General features: G+C 71.6%; 19 protein-coding genes. 9 read left to right on the top strand and 10 right to left on the bottom strand.

From position 1 onward, the window contains the following. On the bottom strand, positions 1-1568 hold a 1568-nt coding region (gene serA / locus OUY22_RS24320; RefSeq protein WP_270157448.1), incomplete at its 3' end, for a phosphoglycerate dehydrogenase. A 238-nt stretch (positions 1569-1806) separates the two neighbouring features. Here serA and OUY22_RS24315 point away from each other — a divergent pair. From OUY22_RS24315 to OUY22_RS24295, 5 genes are all read left to right on the top strand, one after another. Beyond that, the gene (locus OUY22_RS24315; protein WP_270157447.1) at positions 1807-2658 is read left to right on the top strand and encodes a hypothetical protein; all 852 of its coding nucleotides are present in this window, start codon (positions 1807-1809) and stop codon (positions 2656-2658) included. A gap of 59 nt (positions 2659-2717) precedes the next feature. Continuing rightward, positions 2718-4091 carry an MFS transporter gene (locus tag OUY22_RS24310; RefSeq protein ID WP_270157446.1) on the top strand — a complete coding sequence of 458 codons (1374 nt, stop codon included), beginning with the start codon at positions 2718-2720 and terminating at the stop codon, positions 4089-4091. 75 nt (positions 4092-4166) lie between these two features. Beyond that, positions 4167-4721 carry a DUF1707 and FHA domain-containing protein gene (locus tag OUY22_RS24305; RefSeq protein WP_270157445.1) on the top strand — a complete coding sequence of 185 codons (555 nt, stop codon included), beginning with the start codon at positions 4167-4169 and terminating at the stop codon, positions 4719-4721. A gap of 101 nt (positions 4722-4822) precedes the next feature. Then, positions 4823-6364, top strand: coding sequence for a D-alanyl-D-alanine carboxypeptidase/D-alanyl-D-alanine endopeptidase (gene dacB / locus OUY22_RS24300; RefSeq protein WP_270157444.1), 1542 nt, complete (start codon positions 4823-4825; stop codon positions 6362-6364). Positions 6365-6584: 220 nt separating this feature from the next. After that, a complete protein-coding gene (locus tag OUY22_RS24295; protein WP_270157443.1) occupies positions 6585-7496 on the top strand; it encodes a CAP domain-containing protein in 912 nt (303 codons plus the stop codon). 127 nt (positions 7497-7623) lie between these two features. Here OUY22_RS24295 and OUY22_RS24290 read toward each other — a convergent pair whose 3' ends face one another. The 6 genes from OUY22_RS24290 to OUY22_RS24265 all read right to left on the bottom strand — a co-directional run bounded on the left by OUY22_RS24290 (position 7624) and on the right by OUY22_RS24265 (position 15452). Further along, positions 7624-7881 carry a hypothetical protein gene (locus tag OUY22_RS24290; RefSeq protein WP_270157442.1) on the bottom strand — a complete coding sequence of 86 codons (258 nt, stop codon included), beginning with the start codon at positions 7879-7881 and terminating at the stop codon, positions 7624-7626. Between the two features lie 326 nt (positions 7882-8207). After that, positions 8208-9191, bottom strand: a complete 984-nt coding sequence (ilvC, locus tag OUY22_RS24285; RefSeq protein ID WP_270157449.1) for a ketol-acid reductoisomerase — start codon at positions 9189-9191, stop codon at positions 8208-8210. Positions 9192-9214: 23 nt separating this feature from the next. Then, positions 9215-9739 (bottom strand): acetolactate synthase small subunit, encoded by a 525-nt coding sequence (gene ilvN / locus OUY22_RS24280; protein ID WP_270157441.1) that lies wholly within the window; start codon positions 9737-9739, stop codon positions 9215-9217. After that, positions 9736-11472: an acetolactate synthase large subunit gene (locus tag OUY22_RS24275; RefSeq protein ID WP_270157440.1), complete on the bottom strand. Its 1737-nt coding sequence runs from the start codon at positions 11470-11472 to the stop codon at positions 9736-9738. The genes ilvN and OUY22_RS24275 overlap by 4 nt, the downstream gene beginning before the upstream one ends. A 202-nt stretch (positions 11473-11674) precedes the next feature. Continuing rightward, complete coding sequence (locus OUY22_RS24270) at positions 11675-14305, bottom strand: putative bifunctional diguanylate cyclase/phosphodiesterase (protein ID WP_270157439.1); 2631 nt, start codon at positions 14303-14305, stop codon at positions 11675-11677. 226 nt (positions 14306-14531) lie between these two features. Next, positions 14532-15452 (bottom strand): 2-hydroxyacid dehydrogenase, encoded by a 921-nt coding sequence (locus OUY22_RS24265; RefSeq protein ID WP_270157438.1) that lies wholly within the window; start codon positions 15450-15452, stop codon positions 14532-14534. Positions 15453-15490: 38 nt separating this feature from the next. On the opposite strand from OUY22_RS24265, the gene OUY22_RS24260 reads away from it, so the two are divergent. Next, positions 15491-16540, top strand: coding sequence for a PQQ-dependent sugar dehydrogenase (locus tag OUY22_RS24260; RefSeq protein WP_270157437.1), 1050 nt, complete (start codon positions 15491-15493; stop codon positions 16538-16540). 4 nt (positions 16541-16544) lie between these two features. On the opposite strand, the gene OUY22_RS24255 is transcribed toward OUY22_RS24260, so the two are convergent. The 3 genes from OUY22_RS24255 to OUY22_RS24245 all read right to left on the bottom strand — a co-directional run bounded on the left by OUY22_RS24255 (position 16545) and on the right by OUY22_RS24245 (position 20817). Continuing rightward, complete coding sequence (locus OUY22_RS24255; protein ID WP_270157436.1) at positions 16545-18518, bottom strand: VanW family protein; 1974 nt, start codon at positions 18516-18518, stop codon at positions 16545-16547. A 92-nt stretch (positions 18519-18610) separates the two neighbouring features. Next, entirely contained in the window at positions 18611-19273 is a 663-nt protein-coding gene (locus OUY22_RS24250; RefSeq protein ID WP_270157435.1) for a response regulator, read from the bottom strand. Beyond that, the gene (locus OUY22_RS24245; RefSeq protein ID WP_270157434.1) at positions 19270-20817 is read right to left on the bottom strand and encodes an ATP-binding protein; all 1548 of its coding nucleotides are present in this window, start codon (positions 20815-20817) and stop codon (positions 19270-19272) included. The genes OUY22_RS24250 and OUY22_RS24245 overlap by 4 nt, the downstream gene beginning before the upstream one ends. A 144-nt stretch (positions 20818-20961) precedes the next feature. Between OUY22_RS24245 and OUY22_RS24240 the strand changes: the two genes are divergently transcribed. From OUY22_RS24240 to OUY22_RS24230, 3 genes are read left to right on the top strand one after another with little or no spacing between them, the layout of a single operon-like run. Beyond that, positions 20962-21933, top strand: coding sequence for a tripartite tricarboxylate transporter substrate binding protein (locus tag OUY22_RS24240; RefSeq protein ID WP_270157433.1), 972 nt, complete (start codon positions 20962-20964; stop codon positions 21931-21933). Beyond that, positions 21933-22445 (top strand): tripartite tricarboxylate transporter TctB family protein, encoded by a 513-nt coding sequence (locus OUY22_RS24235; protein ID WP_270157432.1) that lies wholly within the window; start codon positions 21933-21935, stop codon positions 22443-22445. Before OUY22_RS24240 ends, OUY22_RS24235 begins: the two co-directional genes overlap by 1 nt. Continuing rightward, on the top strand, positions 22446-23966 hold the full coding sequence (locus OUY22_RS24230; protein ID WP_270157431.1) for a tripartite tricarboxylate transporter permease: 1521 nt from the start codon (positions 22446-22448) through the stop codon (positions 23964-23966). Positions 23967-24147 lie beyond the last annotated feature (181 nt).

Genomic DNA, 24147 nt, shown 5'->3' with positions numbered 1-24147 from the left:
CGTCCGCTCTCGGCGCCGATCTCCTGGCCGATCTGCTCGACCACCTCGGCCGGGATGGTCGTGTCGACGGTCAGCGCGATGAGCGCCTTGCCGCCCTTGGCGTGGCGGGAGACCTGCATGGAGGCGATGTTGATGCCCCGCTCGCCGAGGATCCGGCCGACCACGCCGACGATGCCGGGCCGGTCGGTGTAGGTGAAGAACGACAGGTGGGCGGTCGGCTCGATCTCCATCGGGTAGCCGTTCACCTCGACGATCTTGGTGATCTGCCGGGGGCCGGAGAGCGTGCCGGAGACCGAGACCTGGCGGCCGTCGGCCAGCACGCCGCGGACGGTCACCACGTTGCGCCAGTCGGGGCTGTCGGAGCTGGTGACCAGCTCGACGCTGATGCCCCGGTCCTTGGCCAGCAGCGGCGCGTTGACGTACGTGACCTGCTCCTCGATCACGTCGGTGAAGACGCCCTTGAGCGCCGCCAGCTCGATGACCCGCACGTCCTGCGCGGCGATCTCGCCGCGCACCTCGACGTCGAGCTTGGTGGCCACCTCGCCGGCCAGGGCGGTGAAGACCCGGCCCAGCTTCTCGGCCAGGGGCAGACCCGGCTTGACGTCCTCGGCGACCGCGCCGCCCTGGACGTTGACCGCGTCGGGCACGAACTCCCCGGCCAGCGCGAGCTTGACGCTCCTGGCGACCTGGGTGCCGGCCTTCTCCTGGGCCTCGTGGGTGGAGGCGCCCAGGTGAGGCGTGACGACGACCTGGTCCAGCTCGAAGAGCGGGCTGTCGGTGCACGGCTCCTTGGCGAACACGTCGAGGCCGGCGCCGGCCACCCGGCCTTCCTTGATCGCCGAGTAGAGGGCGGCCTCGTCGACGATGCCGCCGCGCGCCACGTTGATGATCCGCACCGAGGGCTTGACCTCGTGCAGCTCGCGGTCGCCGATGAGACCCAGGGTCTCCTTGGTCTTGGGCAGGTGGACGGTGATGAAGTCGGCCTGCTTGAGCACCTCGTCCAGGCTCATGAGCTTGACGCCCATCTGCGCGGCGCGGGCCGGCGGCAGGTAGGGGTCGTAGGCGATCAGCTCGACGCCGAATGGCTGCAGCCGCTGCGCCACGAGCTGGCCGATCTTGCCCAGGCCTAGGATGGCGACGACCTTCTCGTCGAGCTCGACGCCGGTGTACTTGGACCGCTTCCACTCGCCGTTCTTGAGCGCGGCGTGGGCCTGGGCGGTGTTGCGGGCGCTGGCCAGGATGAGCGCGACGGTCTGCTCGGCGGCGCTGGTGATGTTGGAGGTGGGCGCGTTGACCACCATGACGCCGGCCTTGGTGGCCGCCTCGACGTCGACGTTGTCCAGTCCGACGCCGGCCCGGGCCACCACACGGAGCTTGGGCGCCGCGGCGATCGCCTCGGCGTCGACCTTGGTGGCGGACCGGACGATGAGCGCGTCCACGTCGGCGAGGGCGGGCAGCAGCTGGGACCGATCGGCGCCGTCGGTGTGGCGGACCTCGAAATCAGCGCCGAGGACGGCGAGGCCGGCCTCTGACAGCTCCTCTGCGACCAGTACGACGGGCTTGTTCACGAGCGTGAGTCCTTAGTGGCGTGCGGCGGGCGTCAGGGACACGTCGATGGGTCCCCCGGTTCGTTCCGAGTCTATCGGTGGCTTGTGAACGCGTTCACGAAGGCTCGGCATATGAGACGAGACGCCCCGTACCCGGGCGGACACAAAGTCATCCACACCGCAGCCATCTTCATCTTGATCGGGAGAATTATTCGCCATTAGCCTGATAAGCCGTGGCCGACTACCTATGGTTCGTCCTATGAGCATCGGGAACCCTGCGCTTGCCGACGTGCTCGCCCAGCATGGTGCTCCGCACCGGTTGCTGGCGGCTCTGGCCGACGGTGGAGTCCTGGTGGCCGTGCGACCAGACCGATCCGTCGTCCTGGGCACCACCCAGGCCGGTGACCGCGTGCTGCTCGGATACACCAGCGCGGCGACCTACGCCAGGCACCACGGCAGCCACTCGCTGTCGGCGTGCGATGCCGACACCATCCTCGACATCCAGCGCGTCACCGGCGTGCGGGAGATCGTGATCGACGCCGCCGGCCCCGCCGCGGCCGCCGTCCCCATCGACGATCTCCAGCGCTTCCTCACCTCGACCCGCACCGGGCCCACCCCCGTGCTGTCGGGGGCCGCCCCCGCCGCCTACGCGACGGGCGCCATGGCCACGGTGTCGCGCAGCGGCACGATCGCCGCCGCGCCGAGACATCAGGAAGCGCCGTCGATCCCGTGGATCCCCGCCCCCCGGCCGCACCTGTCGGGGCCGATGCAGCAGGTGGACCCCGGTTACCGGCGGTGCTCGCACCCGATCCTGCCCGCGCTGCGCCAGGCCGTCGCGCAACTGCTCATGGACTTCCCGCTGGTCCACCACGTGTGGATCTCCGAGGCCCGCACCGCCTCCGGCGCTCCCGGGATCATGCTGCACGTCAAGGTGCACATGTCGGCCGCCGAGGACGTGGTGCGCGACCTGCACCGCGGCGTGCGGGCCAGGCTCCCGCAGCTCGCGGCCAGCGGGGCGCCGATCCTCATGGCCAGGGTGGCCGACGCGCGCAGCGAACGCCGCATGGTGGAGATCGGCGCGCACGTGGTGTGCGCCGACGTCAACGACTGACGGCAGAAACGGCGAAATAGGCCCTACCGCACGGACTCCCGCTCGGCTTCAATGAGTCCGTGATCGCACCCGCCGTGGCCGCCCCCACGGTCCCCCGAGGCGTGCGGCTGGGCTACGGCGTGGGGTCCTTCTGCACCGCCACCTTCGGTTCCGTGCCCGGACTGCTCCTGCTGTTCTACATGACCAACTTCCTGGCGGTGCCCGCGTGGCTGGCCGGGATCGTGGTGACCGCGCCCAAGGTGTGGGATCTGCTGCTCAACCCGATGGTGGGCCGCTGGTCCGACCGGACCTCCTCGCGGCTCGGGCCGCGCCGCCCCTGGCTGCTGGCCGGCGCCCTGACGCTGCCGGTCGCCTTCTTCCTGGTGTTCGCCGGCCCGCCGCTGACGGGCTACCCCGCCGCGCTGTACGTGGGAGCCTGCTTCATGGCGGCGGCCACCGCCTACGCGCTGTTCGAGGTGCCGTACAAGGCGATGCCCGCCGAGATGACCGACGACTACCACGAGCGGACCTCGCTGCTGCAGTGGCGGATGGTGTTCGTCGGCGCGGCCACGGCGATCGCCGGCGTCGCGGCCCCGCTCATCGTCAACAGCCAGGGCGAGAGCGGCACGCTGGAGAGCTACCGGCTCATGGGCGGTGTGATCGCCGCGGTGCTGCTGGCCGCCATGCTGGGCGCCTTCTTCGGCACGGCGCGCGCCCCCATGACCGGGGCGCCGGAGGCGGACGGGGGCAACCTGTTCAAGCAGTTCGCGGTGGTCAAGGGGAACAAGGCGTTCCTCTGGCTGACGGCGCTGAGCTGCACGCAGCAGCTCGCGGTGGCCATCATGCTGGCCGCCGCCCCGTACTTCGCCACGTACACGCTCGGCGATCCCCGGGCCACCACCACGCTGTTCGCGGCGCTGGTCGGCCCGATGATGCTGACGATGCCGATGTGGACGTGGCTGTCCAGGCGCTTCGACAAGCGGGGCGCGATGATCATGGCGGCCGCCACCTTCTCGGGCGGCACCGCGCTCGCCCTGGCCACGCCGGTCTTCGGCGCCTGGTACGCCCACGTGATGATCCTGCTGATCGGCACCGGGGTCGCCGGGGTGACGCTGCTGCAGTTCTCCATGCTGGCCGACGTGATCGCGACGGACGCCGCCGACACGGGCAAGCGGCGGGCGGGGGTGTTCACCGGGCTGTGGACGGCGATCGAGAGCGGGGTCAGCGCCTTCGGCGCGCTGATCTTCGGCCTGGTCCTGTCGATCGGCGGCTTCATCTCCTCCGTGGCGAGCCAGCGGGTGGAACAGCCGGACAGTGCCGTGACCGCCGTGCTCATCGGGCAGACGGCGGTCCCGTCGCTGATCATCCTGCTGTCCGTGGCGATGACGCTGAAGTACCACCTCAGGGACCCCGGGCGGGCCGTGCCCGGCGTTGTCCCGGACCCGGCCGGGTGATCCGAGGCCGCGCTTCGACGGCAACAGATCCCCGTATTCTGGACAGCGCCCGCTCTTCAGACCGATACTCGGGGGATGAGCTCGACGCCTCGACCGTTCCGCGCGTCTGACGATGAGCGGGACCGCGCGATCGACGAGCTCCGGGAGCGGGCCGTCGAGGGGCGGCTCTCCCACGACACCTTCGTGGTGCGCGTGGACCAGGCGCTGCGCGCCCGCAATCAGCAGGAGCTCGACGCGCTCGTCGCCGACCTGCCGCGGCGGCCGACGTTCCGGCAGCGGGCGACGCACGCGCTCACCGGCGCGGTGTCGGCCGTCTCCGGCTTCACCACCGCCCTGCAGTCCGCCTGGCGCAAGCCCCGGCTGCCCCGCCTGGCCCTGCCCGACGACCGCCGGCGGTTCGTGGTCGGCCGCGGCTCGGCCTGTGACCTCGTCCTGTCGGACCTGACGGTCTCCCGCGTCCACGCCGAGCTGCGCCGCGAGGACGACGGCGGGTGGATGCTGGTCGACCTCGGCTCGCTCAACGGCACCCGGCTCAACGGCTGGCGGCTGGTCGCCCCGGCCCGGGTCAGGGCGGGCGACGAGGTCGCGTTCGGCGACTGCGGCTTCGTGGTGAGCGACGAGGGCCCGTAGCCCCGTCTCCGTAAATATACGGAGATTTGCGGATTACACCGTACGCCGGTCGGCCCCATGATCACAGGCGAGACCCTGTCGCATCCCCTTGGAGACCCCCTATGCGGCGCACCTCAGCATCCCTCGTCGCGGGCGCGCTCGTCGCGGCCCTCGCCTGGGCGTCCGGCCCCTCCTCCCCCGCGATCGCCCTCGACCCCACGCCCGGCGTGGCCGACCTGACCCAGGACCTCAACCAGATCCTCGCCGACTCCCGGCTGACCATCGCCCAGGCCGGCGTGATGGTCAGGAGCGCGGCCAACGGCGAGGAGCTGTACTCGACCGACGCGGGCAAGCTCCTGGTGCCCGCGTCCAACGCCAAGCTGTTCACCTCGGCCGCGGCGGCGGAGGTGCTCGGCCTCGACTACCGGTTCACCACCAGCGTGCTGAGCTCGGGACGCAAGTCCGGCCCGGTGCTCAACGGCGACCTGGTGCTGCGCGGCACCGGCGACCCGACCCTGCTGGCCGAGGACTACGACGCGCTGGCCGCCAAGGTCGCCGCGGCGGGCGTCAAGCTCGTCACCGGCAAGCTGGTGGCCGACGACACCTGGTTCGACGACGTACGGCTCGGCCAGGACTGGGCCTGGGACGACGAGACGGCCTACTACGCGGCCCCCATCTCCGCCCTCACCGCCTCCCCCGACCGCGACTACGACGCGGGCTCGGTGATCGTCTCCGTCGCGCCCGACGGCGACGGCGTCAAGGTGTCCACGACGCCCGAGACCTCCTACCTGAAGATCGTGAACAACGCCCGTGCGGGCTCGGCCACCGACGTCCTCATCGAACGCAGGCACGGCACCAGGACCGTGGTCATCACCGGCACGGTCGCGTCCTCGTACAGCGAATATGTCTCGGTGGACGACCCGGCCGCCTACGCCGCGACCCTGTTCCGCGACGCGCTGGACAAGCGGGGCGTGCGGGTGCTGGGCAAGACCGTGGCCGGAGCGGCCCCCGAGGGCGCCGCGGAGCTGGCGAGGAAGGAGTCGATGCCGCTGAGCGAGCTGCTCGTGCCGTTCATGAAGCTGAGCAACAACATCCACGCCGAGATCCTCACCAAGGCCATGGGCCGCAAGGTCGCCGGCCAGGGCACCTGGACGGCGGGGCTCAAGGCGAGCTCCGACTTCGCCCGCGCCAACGGCGTGCAGGTGCTCAACCTGCGCGACGGCTCCGGCCTGTCGCGCCGCGACGGCATCACCCCCGCCTCGATCGCGCAACTGCTCATCGGCGTGCGCGACGAGCCCTGGTATCAGACCTGGTACGACTCGCTGCCGGTCGCGGGCGACGCCGACCGGCTCGTCGGCGGCACGCTGCGCAGCCGGATGCGGAACACCCCGGCGGCCGGCAACGTGCGCGCCAAGACGGGGTCGCTGACCGGCGTCACCGCGCTCTCGGGGTACGTGACGAGCGCCGACGGGGAGCCGCTGGTGTTCTCCATCATGCTGAACCAGTATCTGTCGTCCGCGCCCAGGGACATCGAGGACAAGATCGCGGTCCGGCTGGCGCAGTTCTCCAGGACCGCGCCCGTGGACGCCGCGGTCCAGCTCAAGTCGGCCACCCAGGAAGGACCCGACCTGGAGTGCTCGTGGCTCAAGCCCGTGCAGTGCTAGCACGACGGCTTCGCTGACCGGGTGCGCCTCACGGGGCGCACCCGGATTTTTTTCCACCTGACGCGTGAAGATGGGACCGGGTTTACCGAGGTCACACGGCTAATTGTTACGATTGCGACACATGGAGCTCAAGATATAGACGCGTTTTTCAGGACATGACGGACGTAGACGGGCCAGAATGCGGTCTCGACGCAGCGTCTCACCTCATCGGAGGACAGCAATGCGCAGACGGCTCCAGGCACTGGCCTGCCTCGGAAGTCTCGCGGCGGTGAGCATCCCCGCGTCGAGCCCCGCCTCCGCGCAGCCGCCCCAGATGGCCCAGGCGTCCCAGATGGCCCAGGCGTCCCAGGCGCGGATGGCCCAGACGCAGATGGCCCAGGCGGTGCGGATCGCCCGGAGCCTGCGCATCACGGAGGCCGCGAAGTCCGCCGGCGCGGCGGAGGCGGCGTGCCGCGTCCTGGTCGCCAGGCCGGTCGTGGACGCCGGCGGGATGCTCAGGGCCGCGGCCACGCGGACCGGGTGCGACGACCCCGCCCGGCTCCGCGTACGGATCAAGCAGGTCGTCACCGGCCCCGACCGCACCCTGAAGAGCGGCTCCCGGGTGGTGCGGAACGGCAGCGTCTCGCTCAGGCTGCGCTGCTCCGCCGCCCCGCGCCGCTACTACGTCACGGCCCTGGACTACACGGGCGGCTCCGGCTCCTCACGCACGGTGTCGCTGTCCTGCGGCGGATCGGCCAGAACCGGCCAGGGCGCCTCGACCGCCGAGTCCGAGGTCGTCAGGCTCACCAACCAGGCCCGCGCCCGCAACGGCTGCCGGCCGCTGACCCACGACGCCCAACTGCGCAGGGCGGCCGAGAGGCACTCGGCGGACATGGCGACCCGAGGCTACTTCGACCACACCGGCAGGAACGGCAGCTCCGCGGGCGACCGCATCCGCGCCGCCGGATTCGCCCCGATCCGCGCCTGGGGCGAGAACATCGCCATGGGCCAGAGGACCGCCGCCCAGGTGGTGCAGGGCTGGCTCGACAGCCCCGGACACCGGCAGAACATCATGAACTGTTCCTTCACCCACATCGGCGTCGGCCACCACTCCAGAGGCCCCCACTGGACCCAGGTCTTCGCCACCCGCTGAGGACCCAGCGGAGAGGTGCTCCGCAGGAACTCCGGTGAAGGAACGTGGAGGACCACCGGGGAGAAGGTCCCGTAAAACGGTGGCGGGGCCCACCTCGTCGCCGAGATGGGCCCCGCAGTGCTCCCGCTCAGCCTGAGCGGCGGGCCGTGAGGATGTCGAGGACGTCGTTCAGGATGTCGACATCGACGAGGTCGTTGTCGGAACCGTTGTTGGTCCACTCGCCGTCCTGCGACCTGTGGTACCTGATGCCGTCGCCCTCTCCATCGTCGTGGTACGTGCTGAGCAGTACCGGCGCGGTGCTGTAGCCCTGGGCGAGCGCGGGAGCGCCACCCAGCATGACCATCCCGCCGATCAGGCCGGTAAGGACAAGTCCCGTCTTGTACATCGGATCTCCTCTGTTACCTCTTGACTACTCTCCGTGGTAGCGGTCCAAGTCTCCCCGATGGCCAGACCGAGCACACGCGGGATTCCCTTCTTTGACGCGGGCGGGAGTGTCTCTTAAGGGAACCTCGACGAAGGCGGGGGCGGTCATGGCGGTCCGTGTACCGCCGCACGGTGCCGGCGTGGCACCGCGGCCGGTGATCCTGACCAGCGCCGACTCTGGCGAACGCCGCAAACGACGCGGCCCCCGCGGGGGGCGGCAGGCCCCCCGGGGGGGGGGGGGGGGGGGGGGGGGGGGGGCGGCCCCCGCCCCCCCCACGCCCGGGAAGCTCAGGCCTTGAGCCAGCTCATCATCGGGCGGAGCTCGGCGCCGGTCTTCTCGATCGGGTCGTTCTCCAGCTCCTCACGGTGGCGCTGGAACTCCTTCTGGCCGCCGTCGAACTCGTCCACCAGCTCGCGGGCGAACCTGCCGTCCTGGATCTCGGCGAGGATCTCGCGCATCGCGCGGCGGGTCTCGTCGGTGATGACGCGCGGGCCGCGGGTGTAGCCGCCGTACTCGGCGGTGTCGGACACCGACCAGTACATCTTCGAGATGCCGCCCTCGTACATGAGGTCGACGATGAGCTTCATCTCGTGCAGGCACTCGAAGTAGGCGACCTCCGGCTGGTAGCCGGCCTCGATGAGGGTCTCGAAGCCGGCCTTGATCAGCTCGGAGACGCCGCCGCACAGCACGGCCTGCTCGCCGAACAGGTCGGTCTCGGTCTCCTCGGTGAACGTGGTCCTGAGCGCGCCGGCACGGGTGCCGCCGATGCCCTTGGCGTACGAGAGCGCCAGGGCGAGGGCGTTGCCGGAGGCGTCCTTCTCGACGGCCACGAGGCAGGGCACGCCGCGTCCCGCCTCGAACTGGCGGCGCACCAGGTGGCCGGGCCCCTTGGGGGCGACCATGCACACGTCGACGCCCTCGGGCGCCTCGATGAGGCCGTAGCGGATGTTGAGCCCGTGGCCGAAGAAGAGCGCGTCGCCCTCCTTGAGGTTCGGCGCGACGTGCTCGGCGTACAGGTGACGCTGGACGTGGTCCGGCGCGAGGATCATGGTGAGGTCGGCCTCCTTGACCGCCTCGGCCGGGGTGACCACCCGCAGCCCGTCGTTCTCGGCCTTCTCGCGGCTCTTGGAGCCCTCGGGGAGGCCGACCCGCACGTCCACGCCGGAGTCACGCAGGGAGAGCGCGTGGGCGTGGCCCTGGCTGCCGTACCCCAGCACGGCCACACGGCGCCCCTGGATGATCGACAGGTCGGCCTGGTCGTCGTAGAAGATCTCGGTCACGTGCGAAAAACCTTTCAGGCGGTACGGTCCAGTGCCCTGAGGGACCGGTCAGTGATGGAACGGGCGCCGCGGCCGATGGCCACCATGCCCGACTGGACGAGCTCTTTGATCCCGAACGGTTCGAGCACCTTGACGAAGGCGTCGAGCTTGTCGGGGGTGCCGGTGACCTCGATGGTCACGGCGTCGGCCGCGACGTCGATGCAGCGGGCACGGAAGAGCTGGACGAGCTCCAGGACGTGCGAGCGGCTGTCGGCGTCGGCCTTGACCTTGATCAGCGTCAGCTCGCGCTGCACCGACTGGGACGGGTCGAGCTCCACGATCTTGAGCACGTTCACCAGCTTGTTGAGCTGTTTGGTGACCTGCTCCAGCGGCAGCTGGTCGACGCTGACGACGATCGTCATGCGGGAGATGTCGTCGTGCTCGGTGGGGCCGACGGCCAGCGAGTCGATGTTGAAACCGCGCCGGCTGAACAGCGCGGACACCCGCGCCAGGACACCCGGCTTGTTCTCCACGAGCACGGACAGCGTGTGTCTGCTCATTCCTCGTTCTCCCACGTAGGCGCCATGTCACGGGCGATCTTGATGTCGTCGTTGCTCGTCCCGGCCGCGACCATGGGCCAGACCATGGCGTCCTGGTGGACGACGAAGTCGATCACCACCGGGACGTCGTTGATCTCCATGGCCTTCTTGATGGTCGCGTCGACGTCCTCGGGACGCTCACATCTCAGGCCAACACAACCATAGGCCTCCGCCAGCTTGACGAAGTCGGGGATCCGGCGCGTCGCCTGCAGGTCGGTGTTGGAGTAGCGCTGGTCGTAGAAGAGGGTCTGCCACTGGCGGACCATGCCGAGGTTGCCGTTGTTGATGACGGCGATCTTGATCGGCACCCCTTCCAGCGCGCACGTGGCCAGCTCCTGGTTGGTCATCTGGAAGCAGCCGTCGCCGTCGATGGCCCACACCACGGCGTCGGGGACGCCCATCTTGGCGCCCATCGCCGCCGGGACGGCGAAGCCCATGGTGCCGGCGCCGCCGGAGTTGATGAACGCGCCGGGACGCTCGTGCGCGATGAACTGGGCGGCCCACATCTGGTGCTGGCCGACCCCGGCCACGTAGTAGGCGTCGGGCCCGGCGATGGCGCTCAGCCGCCGCATCACGTACTGCGGGGCCAGCGAGCCGTCGTCGAACTCGTCGTAGCCGAGCGGGTAGGTCTCCTTGTAGCCGTTGAGCATCGTCCACCAGTCGGCGTAGTCGCCCTGCTGGCCGGACGCCTCCACGGCGGCGGTCAGGTCGCCGATGACCTCCTTGCAGTCACCCACGATCGGCACGTCGGCGTGGCGGTTCTTGGAGATCTCCGCGGGGTCGATGTCGGCGTGCACGATCTTGGCGTACGGGGCGAAGGTGGAGAGCTGACCGGTGACCCGGTCGTCGAAGCGGACGCCGAGGCCGATGATCAGGTCGGCCTGCTGCAGGGCGCCCACCGCGGCGACCGTGCCGTGCATGCCGGGCATGCCGAGGTGCTGCGGGTGGCTGTCGGGGAACGTGCCGCGCGCCATCAGCGTGGTGACCACCGGGATGCCGGTCACCTCTGCCAGGCGGTACAGCTCCTCGGAGGCGCGGGCCTTGTGCACGCCGCCGCCGACGTAGAGCACCGGCCGCCGCGACTCGGCCATCAGCTTGGCCGCCTCGCGGATCTGCTTGGAGTGCGGCCGGGTGACCGGGCGGTAGCCGGGCAGCTGCATGACCGGCGGCCAGGTGAACGTGGTCTCGGACTGCAGCGCGTCCTTGGAGATGTCGACCAGCACGGGCCCGGGGCGGCCGGTGGCGGCGATGTGGAACGCCTCGGCGATCGTCCGCGCGATGTCGTCCGCGTCGGTGATCAGGAAGTTGTGCTTGGTGATCGGCATGGTGATGCCGGAGATGTCGGCCTCCTGGAAGGCGTCCGTCCCGATCGCCGCACTGGCCACCTGCCCGGTGATCGCCACGATCGGCACCGAGTCCATGTAGGCGTCGGCGATCGGGGTCACCAGGTTGGTCGCTCCCGGCCCGCTCGTCGCCATGCACACGCCGACCTTGCCGGTGGCCTGGGCGTATCCCTCGGCCGCGTGGCCGGCGCCCTGCTCGTGCCGTACGAGCACATGCCGGACCTTGGTCGAGTCGTACAGCGGATCGTAGGCGGGGAGGATGGCGCCGCCAGGGATCCCGAACACGGTGTCGACTCCCACGTGCTCCAGCGCCCTGACCAGGGCCTGTGCACCTGTCATCCGTTCGGTCATCGGCTCGTTCCTTGTGTGATCACACGTGAGGACATAAAAAATGCCCCTCCCCACGAGATGTGGGAGCGGGGCGGCGCGCAGGTCGGAGTGCTTCGCTAACGGCCTGCGCGCCGGCGAAGTACTACGAGAATCTCACTGCGAAGCATGGATTACACCATAGCCGCTACGAACGCCCTGGTGTCAACTTAGTGGGACACAGGTCTCACACGGTGAGACTGGTTCTCCGCAGCGAATCGACGCCCCTGGCCGCCATCGGCCGGGCCACGAGGAAGCCCTGACCGCGCGTGCAGCCCATCTCTCGCAGCAGGTCGAGCTGCTCCGGCCGCTCGATGCCCTCGGCCACCACGACGAGCCCGAGGTCGTGGCCGAGCCGCACGATGGTCCGGGTGAGCAGGGTCAGCGTGTCGTCCTGGCCGAGCCCGGACACGAACGACGGGTCGATCTTGATCATGTCGACCGGGAGCTGCCGCAGGAACGCCAGCGAGGCGTAACCGGTGCCGAAGTCGTCGATGGCCAGCCGCACCCCGAGAGCGCGCAGCTCGGACAGCCGTTTGACGGTCTCGTCGGCGTCCTCGACGAGCATCTCCTCGATCACCTCGAGGGTCAGCGCGGAGGCGGGCAGCCCGCTGTCGGCCAGCGCCTCCTCGACCGCCTGGACGAACCTGGGGGCGGTGATCTGGCGGGCGGACAGGTTGAGCGACAGCCCGATGTCCCACGACTCGGCCCGCCAGGCGGCCACCTCGCGGCACGCCTCGCGCAGGATCCACTCCCCCAGCGGCACGATGAGGCCGGTGTCCTCGGCCGGGCCGAGGAACTGGTCGGGCGGCACGAACGTGGAGCCCCGGCACCACCGCACCAGCGCCTCGACCGCGGTCACCCGGGAGGTCGCCAGGTCGACGACGGGCTGGTACTCGATCGCGAACTGGTGCTCGATCAACGCCCGCTGCAGGTCGGCGGCGAGCTCCAGCCTGCGGACCACGTCGGCGTGCATCTGCGCGGCGAACACCTCGACCCGGCGCCCGCCGAGCTCCTTGGCCCGCGCCATGGCGACGTCGGCGTTGCGGATCAGGTCGCCGGCGGGCACGTCGTCCTCGGCGAAGGCGACCCCGACGCTGCCGGTGAGCGCCACGTCGCGGTCGGCCACCCGGAACGGCTCCTGCGAGACCGCCCGCAGCAGCCGCTCGGCCAGATCGACGGCGAGCTGCGCGTCGCCGCCGGTCTCGATGAGCAGCGCGAACTCGTCGCCGCCCCACCGGGCGAGCGTGTCGTCGGGGCGCACCGCGCCGCGCAGCCTGCGGGCGGCCTGGCCGAGGAGGTGGTCGCCGCTGGCGTGGCCGACGGAGTCGTTGACGGAGGTGAACCCGTCGAGATCGAGGAAGATCACCGCGACGTGCCCCGAGCCGCCGAGCATCTCGCGGGTGCGCTCCTCGAAGTAGGCGCGGTTGGGCAGGCCGGTGACGCCGTCGTGGAAGGTCAGGTGAGCGACCTGGTTGCGCAGGGCCTCCTCGTCGCTGATGTCGCGGGTGGTCACCAGGATCTGGTCCTCGCCGGTGGCGTGGCGGGTGGCGACGGACTCGGTGGGCCGCCAGGTGCCGTCGGCGGCGCGCACCCGGCAGGCGATGAGGCAGGCGCCGGGGGCGGGCTCGTCCTCGTCGTCGAGGCCCATCGCGCGCAGCGACGACTGGATCTGCGGCACGTCCTCGGGGTGGATGTAGTCGAAGATCGAGCCGCCGACGATCTGCTCAGGGCGGTAGCCGTAGGTCTCCTCCACCCCGGCGCCGATCTCGTGCACGGTGCCGTCATGGTCGCAGATGAGCACCACGTCGCCGGTGCTCTCGGCCAGGTCGCGCAGTTGCCGCTCGCCGCGCGAGAGCAGCGTGCGCAGCCGCAGGTTGACGCCGGCCAGCACGAACAGGCGCAGCAGCAGGAGCAGCACCATCGAGGCGGCGATCACCACGACGCCGGCGACGGGCGGCTCCTGTCCCCCGCTCGACAGGTGGATGACCATGGTCACCGTGGCCACGCCGACCAGTGCCAGCGGCAGCAGCGCGACGAGGCTGCCCATGACCGGCCAGGCCGCGACCTCACGCGGCCGGGCCCACGGGACGGCGCTCAGCAGCAGGAAGGCCGCGGGGGCGAGCGCCAGGCTCCAGCCGGGCTGTCCGCCGCCGTCGAGCCTGGCCACCGCGCCGGCCATGGTGAAGGTCGTGGTGGCCACGAGCACGCACAGGCCCGCCGCCCCGAGCGGCAGCGCCACCGCCCGTCCGGTGACGATGGACGGCACGACCGTGCACGTCACGAGCAGCGCGAGCATGGGCGGCAGCATCGAGAAGGTGAACAGCGCCGGGTCGGCGGTGGCGTCGTAGACGTGGCGCAGCGCGACGACCCACCCGATGAGGAACAGCGCCGCGGCGCACAGGTAGGAGTCGGTGACGTGGCGGAGCACGACGAGGGCGGGCGGGCGGCGCCCGCCGGCGATGAGCGCGCCGCCGCCGATCAGGACGGTGCCGAGCAGCACGAGCAGGTCGGCGAAGCTGACCATCAGGCTGGAGCTGTCGGTGAGCGGGCGCCCGGCCACGCCGACGGCCCAGAAGGCGGCGCCGCCGCCCATCCAGCGCAGGCCGCGCGCCATGGACCGGCGCTCGCCCGTCCGCCTGGAGGCGAGCAGCAGCGACGCGGCGGCGAGCATGGCCGCGCAGAACCCGGCGATCGCGCCGATGGGGAGGGCCGGGCCGCCCGCAAGGAGCGCAGCCGCGACCCCGGCCGCGCCGATCGCCGCTCCGGCGGTCAGCGATGCCCGTGGATCACGCCAGCGGATCACAGTCGTTGCCATCCCGTCCTCGAAACCTGCTCCCGTGGCCGCCGAATCCCGGCGCGTCCACATCGCCAGTGTGTGCGGTCACGGGTGCGCGGGTGGTGACAACGCCGATGTCGTCACCGATCTGATAACCACACGGACCAATTGCCACCAATTTTTCCTTGACGAGGAGTCAGGAAACCTTGGATAGGAGCAACGGTACGCACCGAAGGTCACGACCCAGCCACAGCCCGGATTCTCCTCAGTACGCGTCGGTGATGACGTTGTCGAGCGGCTCGCCGCGGAGGTAACGCGTCATTTGCGCGTGGATGAGCTTGAGCATGCGCCGGCCGGAGGCGGGCGTGCTGCCCGCCACGTGCGGGGTGATCAGCACGCCGGGCGCGGTCCACAGGGGATGGTCCTCGGGCAGCGGCTCCGGCGCGGTCACGTCGAGGGCCGCCCGCAGCCTCCCCGCCTGCAGCTCGGCGACCAGGGCGCCGGTGTCGACCACCGTGCCCCTGGCGGCGTTGACCAGCACGGCGCCGTCCTTCATGCGCGCCAGGAAGGCGGCGTCGACCAGGCCGGTGGTCGCCGGGGTGGAGGGCACGAGCAGCACGACCACGTCGGCGGAGGGCAGCAGGCCGGCCAGCTCGTCCATGCCGTGGACCGGCCCGTACTCGGTGTCGCGGGCGGTTCTGGCCACCCGTACGATCTCCACCTCGAAACCGGCCAGGCGGCGCTCCAGCGCGGCGCCGATGGAGCCGTAGCCGATGATCAGCACGGTGGAGTCGGCGAGCACGCCGGTCTGGCGGTAGGTCCACGCCCCGCGCCGCTGGGCCTCGGCGAACGCGGGGAACTCGCGGACGACCGCGATCATCGCCCCGGCCGCCCACTCGGCGGTGCCGGCGTCGTGCACGCCGCGCGCGTTGCACAGCACGACGCCCTCGGGCAGGTGGGGCCGGTAGGCGTCCACGCCGGCGGTGACGGTCTGGAGCAGGCGCAGCGAACGCATGCGGGCCAGGACCCCGGGCACGTCGGGGACGAGCACGAGAGGCGGGACCCAGACCTCGACGTCCTCGATCCCGGCGGGCTCCGGCGCCTCGCGGTGGAACACCGCGCACTCGACGCCGGGCAGTTCGGACAGGACTTCGGCGACGGCGTCGGAGGGCACCCAGATCTTCATGCGGGAAACCTTAAGGGTCGGGGGACAGTATGGAACACATGAGGCGCATCTGGATGATCATGTTGCTGGCGGGGCTGACCGCCTGTTCCGGCGCGGGCGGGGTGGCGACGACGCCCACGGCCTCCGTCGTTCCCGAGCGGTCCCCCGGCGAGCCGATAACGGTGGCGGAGAACCTCGAGGTGCCGTGGTCGATCGCGTTCCTGCCCGGCGGCGACGCGCTGGTGACCGAGCGCGACACCGGCCGGCTGGTCCGCCTGGACGGCCTCGGCGGGGTCACCGAGGTGGCCAGGATCAACGGGGTGGTCCCCGACGGCGAGGGCGGGCTGATGGGCCTGGCGGTCAAGGACGACCGGCTGTTCGTGTACTACACGGCCGCCGACGACAACCGGATCGTGCGCTACCGGTTCGACGGCGCCACGCTGTCGGATCCCCAGGTCATCGTCAAGGGCATCCCGAAGGGGGGCATCCACAACGGCGGCAGGCTGGCCTTCGGCCCCGACGGCCATCTGTACGCGAGCACCGGCGAGATCGGCGACCGGGAGCTCGCGCAGCGGCGCGACTCACTGGCGGGCAAGATCCTGCGGATGACCCCCGACGGCGAGCCCGCCCCGGGCAACCCGTTCGGCACGCTCGTCTACAGCCTCGGCCACCGCAACGTGCAGGGACTCGCCTGGGACGAGCGGGGCAGGCTGTACGCGTCCGAGTTCGGCGCCAACGCCTTCGACGAGGTCAACCTGATCAAGCCGGGCGGCAACTACGGCTGGCCCGAGGTCGAGGGCCGGGGCGACGACCCGGAGTTCGAGAACCCGATCGTCACCTGGGACACCTCCGAGGCGTCACCGTCCGGGCTGGCCTACGCGAACGGCTCGCTGTGGATGGGCGCGCTGCGCGGCGAGCGCCTGTGGCAGATCCCGCTGGCCGAGGACGGCGCTCCCGGCAGGCCCGTCGCCCACTACTCCGGCGTCTACGGCAGGCTGCGCGCGGTCGCCCAGAGCCCCGGCGGCGAGCTCTGGGTGGGCACGAGCAACAGGGACGGCAGGGGCGACGTGCGGGACGGCGACGACCGGATCATCTCCGTGACGCCGTGACCGGTCAGCCTCCGGCCGTGCAGACGACCTCGGCCCGCGGGCGGTACTTCGTGGTCAGCTTCTTGTCGCGCTTGACCACCTCGCCGTCCTCGTAGAAGACCCGGGTGACGTCGATGGTGAAGCCCTGCTGGCCCGCCACGGGCTGGCAGTCGGCGGCGTCGCTGGTCTCACGGCGGAAGGGGGTGAAGTCCCGCTTCTCCGACTCGACCGCCTCGATCTTCTCGTACCTCTTGGTGCTGTAGAGGGTGACGGTGACCGACGTGCCGGTGGACGACGCCTTGATCAGCACGCCGTGGTCGGAGTCGTTGCGCCACTTCAGGTCGTGGTCCGGGTAGAGCAGCGCGGCGTCGCGGCCGGCCGGGAAGCGGGAGGAGTGGTAGTCCATCGGCGTGTGCGCGACGTCGACGAAGCCGCCGAAGAAGACGGCGTTGTAGAGGGTGGTGGCGAGCTGGGAGACGCCGCCGCCCATGATCGTGATCAGGCGGCCGCCGACGACCTGCGGCGCGGGCACGTACCCGCCCTCGGCGGTGCGCTCGCCGATCACGTCGTTGAGCGAGAACGTCTGGCCGGGCCTGACCAGGTGGCCGTCCAGGTCCGCGGCCATCTGCCGGATGTTGGTGACCCGTGGCTGGCAGCAGTCGAACTCGGAGGTGAACGAGCCCACGGCCTCCTTGATGCCGAGCCCGCTCACCTCCTCGGTGGTGACGTCGGGCGGCGCGGCCGACAGGGTGACCGGGAGGACCCGCTCGCCGCCGCGCCGCAGCAGGGCGACCAGGTCGCGGCTGAGGCGCCTCTCGTCGACGCCGCGTCCGGCGCGGGAGGGGATGAGCTGGGGCCGGCCGTCGACGATCTCGTACGTGGCGTCGCGGGGCGCCTGGGCGGCGTCCACCAGGACGGCCTCCACCGGGCGGAGCGCCCGGGCGGCGTCGAACTCGGGCGTCAGCGCGCCGTCGCCGTCGGGGTCGGCGACGAAGGTCAGGCTGGCCGCGATGGCCTCCGGGGCGAGCTGGGCCTGCTTGCCGTCGAGGGTCAGCGTGATCGGGCCCTGGACGGCGCGGACGGCCTGGGTCCTGGCCCGGTTCACGGCCTCCCGGGTGGTGGCGGGCTCGGCCGGCTGGAGCGACAGTGACGCCCTGCCGGCGCCGGTGAGGAAGGCGTCACTGATCGCCTTGACGGCTTCGCCCCGGTCGAGCAGGGCGCCGCCGCGCGGCTGGGTGACGACGGGCCGCAGGCCCTTGAAGGTCACCTTGCCCTCCACCGGCGGCTGGTCGACGGTCTCGGCCAGCCCTTCGACGGTCCTGGAGAGCTGGGAGGCGTCGACCGTGACCTTGGGCTCCAGCTCGGTGGTGCCGGTCAGCCCGCGCCACACCTCGACGGGGCTGGGGAAGCCGCTGGGCACCTGGTTGATCGTGCTGACCACGTCCAGCTCCAGGCCCGCCTCGTCGGGCTGGATGGTGTCCTCGTAGTCGCCGACGCGCACCACGACGGGCTTGCTGAGGTCGGCCGCCAGTTCGTGGCGGAGCTTTTCGGCCGCCTGGGTGACGGTCAGGCCGCCGATGTCGACGCCGGCGACGCGGGTGCCGCGCAGCACCGAGCCGGACATGAGCACGGCCGGCACCAGGTAGGCGAGCAGGACGAAGAGGAGCACCAGCACGCCGACGGCGGGCAGCAGCCGGCGGCGTCGGGACGGCTCGCCGTCGGTGAAGGAGGGCGGCGGTGACGGATCGGTGAAGGCCGGCGAGGGGTCCTCCCGGACCGGCCACGGCTGTGACTCGGGCGCCGCCGGCGGCAGCGCGCTGCCCGCGGGCGGGTGGCCGGCGGGCCGCGTCTCCTGGCGGCCGGTCGTGGGACCGAAGATGTCCCTGGACACACCGGGAGGAAGGCCCTCGATCCTGGGTTTGCGTGAGGTGGCGCGCTGGGGTAACGGCACCGAGGCGAACGGGTCGGTCGGCGATTCGATCGGTCCGGCGTTACGCACGCCTCAATCTCCTCCCGCTCCGCAGCCACTCCTCAGGAAACAGTAAGGCACGCGGGTCCGGATATGTCACGGGATAAGGCTACGGAAGTGTGTCAGCCGATCCAGCGGAATCGGTGTTCCGGCCTGCCCGCCGTCCCGTACCTCGGCCGCAGCTCCACCCGGCCCGTCCCGCAGAGGTACTCCAGATAGCGGCGGGCGCTCACCCGCGACAGCCCCGTCAGCGCGGCCGTCTCCACGGCCGACAGGTCGCGGCCGGCCTCCCGCAACGCCTGGGCGACCAGCGCGCAGGTCGCCGGCGACAGGCCCTTGGGCAGGGTACGCGGGACGCCGGAGACGCCGAACAGCCGGTCCACGTCGTCCTGACGGGCCTCCGGGCCGATGGCGCTCAGCTGCCTGCGGGTGTGGGCGTACTGCTGGAGCCGCTCGGTGAGAGCGGCGGCGGCGAACGGCTTGATCAGGTAGTTGACCGCCCCGCCGCGCATGGCCTCCCTGACCGTCGGCACGTCGCGGGCGGCGCTGATGACGAGCACGTCGACGCCGCTGAGCGCCTTCAGCACCGCCAGACCCGACATGTCGGGCAGGTAGATGTCGAGCAGGACGAGGTCGGGTCTGACCTCGTCCGCGGCGGCGATCGCGGCGGCCCCGCTATGGGCGGTGGCCACCACCTCGAACCCGGGCACCCTGGAGACATAGCCGCCGTGGATGCGGGCCACCATGAAGTCGTCGTCCACGACCAGGACCCGGATGTCGCTCACGTCGCCGCCTCGGCGGGCAGCAGGGCGGTGAACACCGCACCGCCGGAGTTGCGCACCTTCACCCAGCCGCCGCGGCGCAGGCACGCCTGCCGGGTGAGCGCCAGCCCGAGCCCGCGCGGCCCGGAACGGGCCGCCTTGGTGGTGAACCCCTCCCTGAAGACCTCCTCCACCAGCTCGGGCGTGATCCCGGGCCCCGAGTCGCGCACCCGCACGCGCAGCCCGCCGGCGTCGGCCACGACCGAGACCTCGATCGTGCCGCCGCCGCCGTCGAGCGCGTCGATGGCGTTGGCCACCAGGTTGCCGACGACCAGGACGGCGTCCTGCGGGTCGCCGAGCACCCCTTCGGGCACCGCGGAGTCGTCGGCCAGCACCAGGCGGGCGCCGCGCTCGGCCGCCTCGGCCGACTTGGCCAGCAGCAGCGCGGCCAGCGTGGGATCGCCGATCCGCTCGCGCAGCTCACCGGCCCGCACGCCGGGCGTCGTGCTGGTGATGAACGCGATGGCCGCGTCGTGCTCGCCCAGCTCCAGCAGCCCGACCACGGTGTGCATCCGGTTGGCGAACTCGTGCGCCTGTGCCCGCAGCGCCTCCGTCGCGCTGCTGGTCGACTCCAGCTCGCGGGCCAGCCGGACCAGCTCCGTGCGGTCGCGCAGGGTGATCACCCAGCCGCTCTGCCGGCCGCGTACGGACACCGGGGTGCGGTTGAGCACCAACACCCGGTCGCCGTGCAGGACCACCCGGTCCTCGCCCTGGTCGGCGCCGCCGAGCACGTCGCGCATGCGGGCGGAGACCGGCATCCTGGTCAGGTCGTCGCCGACGTCGCCGAGCAGCTCGCGGGCGGCGTCGTTGACCAGCGTCACGCGGCCTTCGAGGTCGAGCGCGAGCACACCCTCCTTGACGCCGTGCAGCACGCCCTCGCGCTGCTCCAGCAGGGTGGCGATCTCCCGAGGCTCAAGCCCGAACGTCTGCCTGCGCACCCTGGCCGTGATCAGGGCGGCCGCGGCGAGCCCCGCCACGAGCACGGCCACCGCGGTCCACAGCAGCGGCGGCAGCCCGGCCGCCACCTCGCCGATGACCGTGGTCTCCAGCACGCCGACCGAGACCAGGCCGATGACGTCGCCGTACTCGTCGCGGACCGGGGTCTTGCCCCGCACCGTGGTGCCGATGGTGCCCTTCTGCGTGCCGACCCAGTCGTCGCCGGTGGTGAGCACGTAGCTGCCGTCGGTCGACAGCCGGTGGCGGATGAGCGAGGCGTTGGGGTGGGCGTAACGGACCTGGTCGGCGTTGGCGATCACCACGTAGTCGGCGCCGGTGGTCTCCTGCACGCTCAGCGCGAGCGGCTGCAGCACGCTCTCCGGACGCCGCAGCTTGAACGCCTCGCGCACCTGCGGCAGGGCCGCGACCGACTGGGCGATGGCCAGGGCGCGCTGCTCGTAGCGGGAGTCGTACTGGGTGCGGGTGTGCTGTGCCCACACAGCGGCGGTGCTGCCGACGGCGAGCAGCACGATCGCCGTCTGGAGCGCGAACAGCTGGGTGCCGAGTCTCACGCAGCACATGCAAACAGTGCCAGGTCACGGCCCGGTTGCGACCGATACGACCACTACGAACGCTACCTGCGCAGTCTCGACGCGGCGGCTCCCGGCCCGCACGATCCAGGGTCCAGAGATGTGAGAACCCCCCTGGAGTGATTCATGCGTATGCGCGTCCTCGCCGCTCTCGCGGCGTTCTCCCTTGCCGCGCTGACCGGCTGCGGCGGCAGCGGCGGCGCAGGCGGCGGCACCAGCACCCTGCGCATCATGGCCCCGGCCTCGCCCGGTGGCGGCTGGGACCAGACGTCCCGCACCGCGGAGCAGGCGTTGAAGTCCGTGATGCCGGACCGCGGGGTCGAGGTCTTCAACGTCCCCGGCGCCGGCGGCACGATCGGGCTGGCCCAGCTCGCCGGCGAGAAGGGCAACGGCAACCTGCTGATGACGATGGGCCTGGTCATGGTCGGCGCCATCGAGCAGAACAAGTCCAAGGTCACGCTCGCGGAGACGACCCCGATCGCCAAGCTGACCGAGGAGTACGAGATCGTCGTCGTTCCGGCGCAGTCCCCGCTCACCTCGCTGCAGGACCTGGTGGCCGCCTGGAAGGCGGACCCGGCGAAGGTGTCGGTCGCGGGCGGCTCGGCCGGCGGCACCGACCACATCGTGGCCGGGCTCATGGCCAAGGCCGCGGGCGTCGACCCCAAGCAGGTCAACTACATCGCGCACTCCGGCGGCGGCGAGGCGCTCAACGCGCTGCTCGGCGGCAAGGTGACGATCGGCGTCTCGGGCGTCGGCGAGTTCGCCGAGCACGTCAAGTCCGGCAAGCTGCGGGCGCTCGGCGTCACCTCCGGCGAGCGGCTGCCCGAACTGGACGCGCCCACACTCAAGGAGGGCGGCCTGGACGTGGAGCTGGCCAACTGGCGCGGTTTCGTGGCCCCCGGCGGGCTCGCCGACGCCGACAAGAAGGCGCTGACGGACCTGGTGACCACGATGCACGCCTCGCAGCCCTGGAAGGACGCGGTGGCCAAGAACGGCTGGATCGACTCGTTCATGACCGGCCAGGAGTTCGCCGACTACCTGAGGTCCGAGGAGACCCGGGTCAAGGGCATCATCGCCGAGATGGGGCTCGTGTCCTGATGTCCTCTCCCGAGGAGGCCACGGACAAGCGTGGCAGGTGGCGGCCCGAGCTGGGGCTGGCGCTCGTGGTGCTGGGCCTCGGCGTGTTCGTCGTCGTGGGCACGCTCGACGTGTCGGCCGCGGCCTCCCGGCTCGGGCCGGGGCCGCGGTTCTTCCCCATGCTGGTCGGCGGCGCGATGATCCTGATCGGCCTGTTCTACGTGGCCGACGTGCTGCGCGGCGGGCACGGCGACCCGGAGGAGAGCGAGGACGTGGACGCCGCCGCGCCCGCCGACTGGCGCGGCGTCGGCCTGGTCAGCGGTGTCTTCCTGGCCTTCACGGCGGTGCTGGACGTGCTCGGCTGGGTTATCGCGGGAAGCCTGCTGTTCTTCGGCCTGTCGGTGGCGCTCGGCGCCGAGCACAGGCTCCGCGCCGCCGTCATCGCGGTGGTGCTCGCGACCGGCACGTACCTGGTGTTCGTCAAAGGGCTGGGCGTCACGCTGCCCGCCGGGCTGCTGTCGGGGGTGATCTGAATGGAGTCCCTGGGGCTGCTGCTCGACGGGTTCGCCGCCGCGCTCACGCCGGTCAACCTGCTGTACGCGCTCGTCGGCGTCACACTCGGCACCCTGGTCGGCGTGCTGCCCGGCATCGGGCCCGCGATGACCGTGGCCCTGCTGCTGCCGATCACCTTCACCGTGCCGCCGGCCAGCGCGTTCATCATGTTCGCCGGCATCTACTACGGCGGCATGTACGGCGGCTCGACCACCTCCATCCTGCTCAACACGCCCGGCGAGTCCTCCTCCATGATCACCGCGCTGGAGGGCAACAAGATGGCCAGGCGCGGGCGGGCCGCGCAGGCGCTGGCCACCGCCGCCATCGGCTCGTTCGTGGCGGGCACCATCGCCACCGCGCTGCTGGTGTTCGCGGCGCCGGTCGTGGTCGACTTCGCCATCTCCTTCGGCCCCGAGGACTACTTCGCGCTGGCGGTCCTGGCCTTCACCGCGGTGTCGTCGGTGCTGTCCCGGTCGGTCGTGCGCGGGCTGGCCTCGCTCGGGCTGGGCCTGGCGATCGGGCTCGTCGGCATCGACCAGCAGACCGGGCAGGCCCGGCTCACGCTGGGCATCCCGCAGCTCCTCGACGGCATCGACGTCGTCATCGTGGCGGTCGGGCTCTTCGCGGTGGGCGAGGCGCTGTACGTGGCCTCCCGGCTGCGGCACGCCCCGCCGGACGTGGTGCCGGTGGGCAGGGCCTGGATGGGCCGCTCCGACTGGGGGCGGTCGTGGCGGCCGTGGCTGCGCGGCACCGCGCTCGGCTTCCCGTTCGGCGCGCTGCCGGGCGGCGGCGCCGAGATCCCCACGTTCCTGTCGTACGCGGCCGAGAAGAAGCTGGCGCGCGGGGTGGCGCGGGAGGAGTACGGCAAGGGCGCGATCGAGGGCGTGGCCGGGCCGGAGGCCGCCAACAACGCCTCGGCCGCGGGCACGCTCGTGCCGCTGCTCACGCTCGGGCTGCCGACCTCCGCCACCGCCGCGATCATGCTGGCGGCCTTCCAGCAGTACGGGCTGCAGCCCGGGCCGCAGCTCTTCGACCACAACCCGGCCCTGGTGTGGGCCATGATCGCGTCGCTGTTCATCGGCAACACCATGCTGCTCGTGCTCAACCTGCCGCTCGCCCCGCTCTGGGCCAAGCTGCTGCGGATCCCGCGCCCGTACCTCTACGCCGGGATCATCATGTTCGCCGCGCTCGGCGTCTACGCGCTGAACGCCAGCGCGGTGGACCTCGTGGTGCTGTTCCTGCTGGGTCTGCTCGGGTTCGCCATGCGGCGGTTCGGGCTGCCGATCGCGCCGGCGGTGATCGGCATGATCCTCGGGCCGATGGCGGAGATCCAGCTCCGCCGGGCGCTGGCCATCGGCGCCGGCGACGTGACGGTGCTGGTGCGCAGCCCGGTCGCGGCGGCGCTGCTCGTGCTGGCGCTGCTGGCCCTGCTGACGCCGCTGCTCCGCCGTTACCTGGCCCGGCGGCGGCTGCCGCCGCTGCCGGTCTCGCGGGAGGATTGACCATCCCGGCCCCGGGGACGCCCCGGGGCCGAGCCGCTTGAGACCGGCCGCGTCAGACCGACCGCGTCAGACCGGCCGCGTCAGGCCGACCGCGTCAGACCGACCGCGTCAGACCGACCGCGTCAGACCGACCGCTTGAGGCCGGCCGGGTCACGTCGTCGGAGCGGTCTGGTGGGCCGCC

This window comes from Nonomuraea corallina (assembly GCF_027620315.1).
Lineage (GTDB): Bacteria > Actinomycetota > Actinomycetes > Streptosporangiales > Streptosporangiaceae > Nonomuraea > Nonomuraea corallina.
The sequence above is the reverse complement of the archived record's forward strand: the minus strand, read 5'-3'. Positions and strand labels throughout refer to the sequence as shown.

What these genes read in the sequence shown, in the direction of transcription:
- OUY22_RS24315 (WP_270157447.1), top strand. Translation starts at nt 1,807, where the DNA reads ATGAGCATCGGGAACCCTGCGCTTGCCGACGTGCTCGCCCAGCATGGT.
- OUY22_RS24305 (WP_270157445.1), top strand. Translation starts at nt 4,167, where the DNA reads ATGAGCTCGACGCCTCGACCGTTCCGCGCGTCTGACGATGAGCGGGAC.
- dacB (WP_270157444.1), top strand. Translation starts at nt 4,823, where the DNA reads ATGCGGCGCACCTCAGCATCCCTCGTCGCGGGCGCGCTCGTCGCGGCC.
- OUY22_RS24295 (WP_270157443.1), top strand. Translation starts at nt 6,585, where the DNA reads ATGCGCAGACGGCTCCAGGCACTGGCCTGCCTCGGAAGTCTCGCGGCG.
- OUY22_RS24290 (WP_270157442.1), bottom strand. Translation starts at nt 7,881, where the DNA reads ATGTACAAGACGGGACTTGTCCTTACCGGCCTGATCGGCGGGATGGTC.
- ilvN (WP_270157441.1), bottom strand. Translation starts at nt 9,739, where the DNA reads ATGAGCAGACACACGCTGTCCGTGCTCGTGGAGAACAAGCCGGGTGTC.
- OUY22_RS24275 (WP_270157440.1), bottom strand. Translation starts at nt 11,472, where the DNA reads ATGACCGAACGGATGACAGGTGCACAGGCCCTGGTCAGGGCGCTGGAG.
- OUY22_RS24270 (WP_270157439.1), bottom strand. Translation starts at nt 14,305, where the DNA reads ATGGCAACGACTGTGATCCGCTGGCGTGATCCACGGGCATCGCTGACC.
- OUY22_RS24265 (WP_270157438.1), bottom strand. Translation starts at nt 15,452, where the DNA reads ATGAAGATCTGGGTGCCCTCCGACGCCGTCGCCGAAGTCCTGTCCGAA.
- OUY22_RS24260 (WP_270157437.1), top strand. Translation starts at nt 15,491, where the DNA reads ATGAGGCGCATCTGGATGATCATGTTGCTGGCGGGGCTGACCGCCTGT.
- OUY22_RS24240 (WP_270157433.1), top strand. Translation starts at nt 20,962, where the DNA reads ATGCGTATGCGCGTCCTCGCCGCTCTCGCGGCGTTCTCCCTTGCCGCG.
- OUY22_RS24235 (WP_270157432.1), top strand. Translation starts at nt 21,933, where the DNA reads ATGTCCTCTCCCGAGGAGGCCACGGACAAGCGTGGCAGGTGGCGGCCC.
- OUY22_RS24230 (WP_270157431.1), top strand. Translation starts at nt 22,446, where the DNA reads ATGGAGTCCCTGGGGCTGCTGCTCGACGGGTTCGCCGCCGCGCTCACG.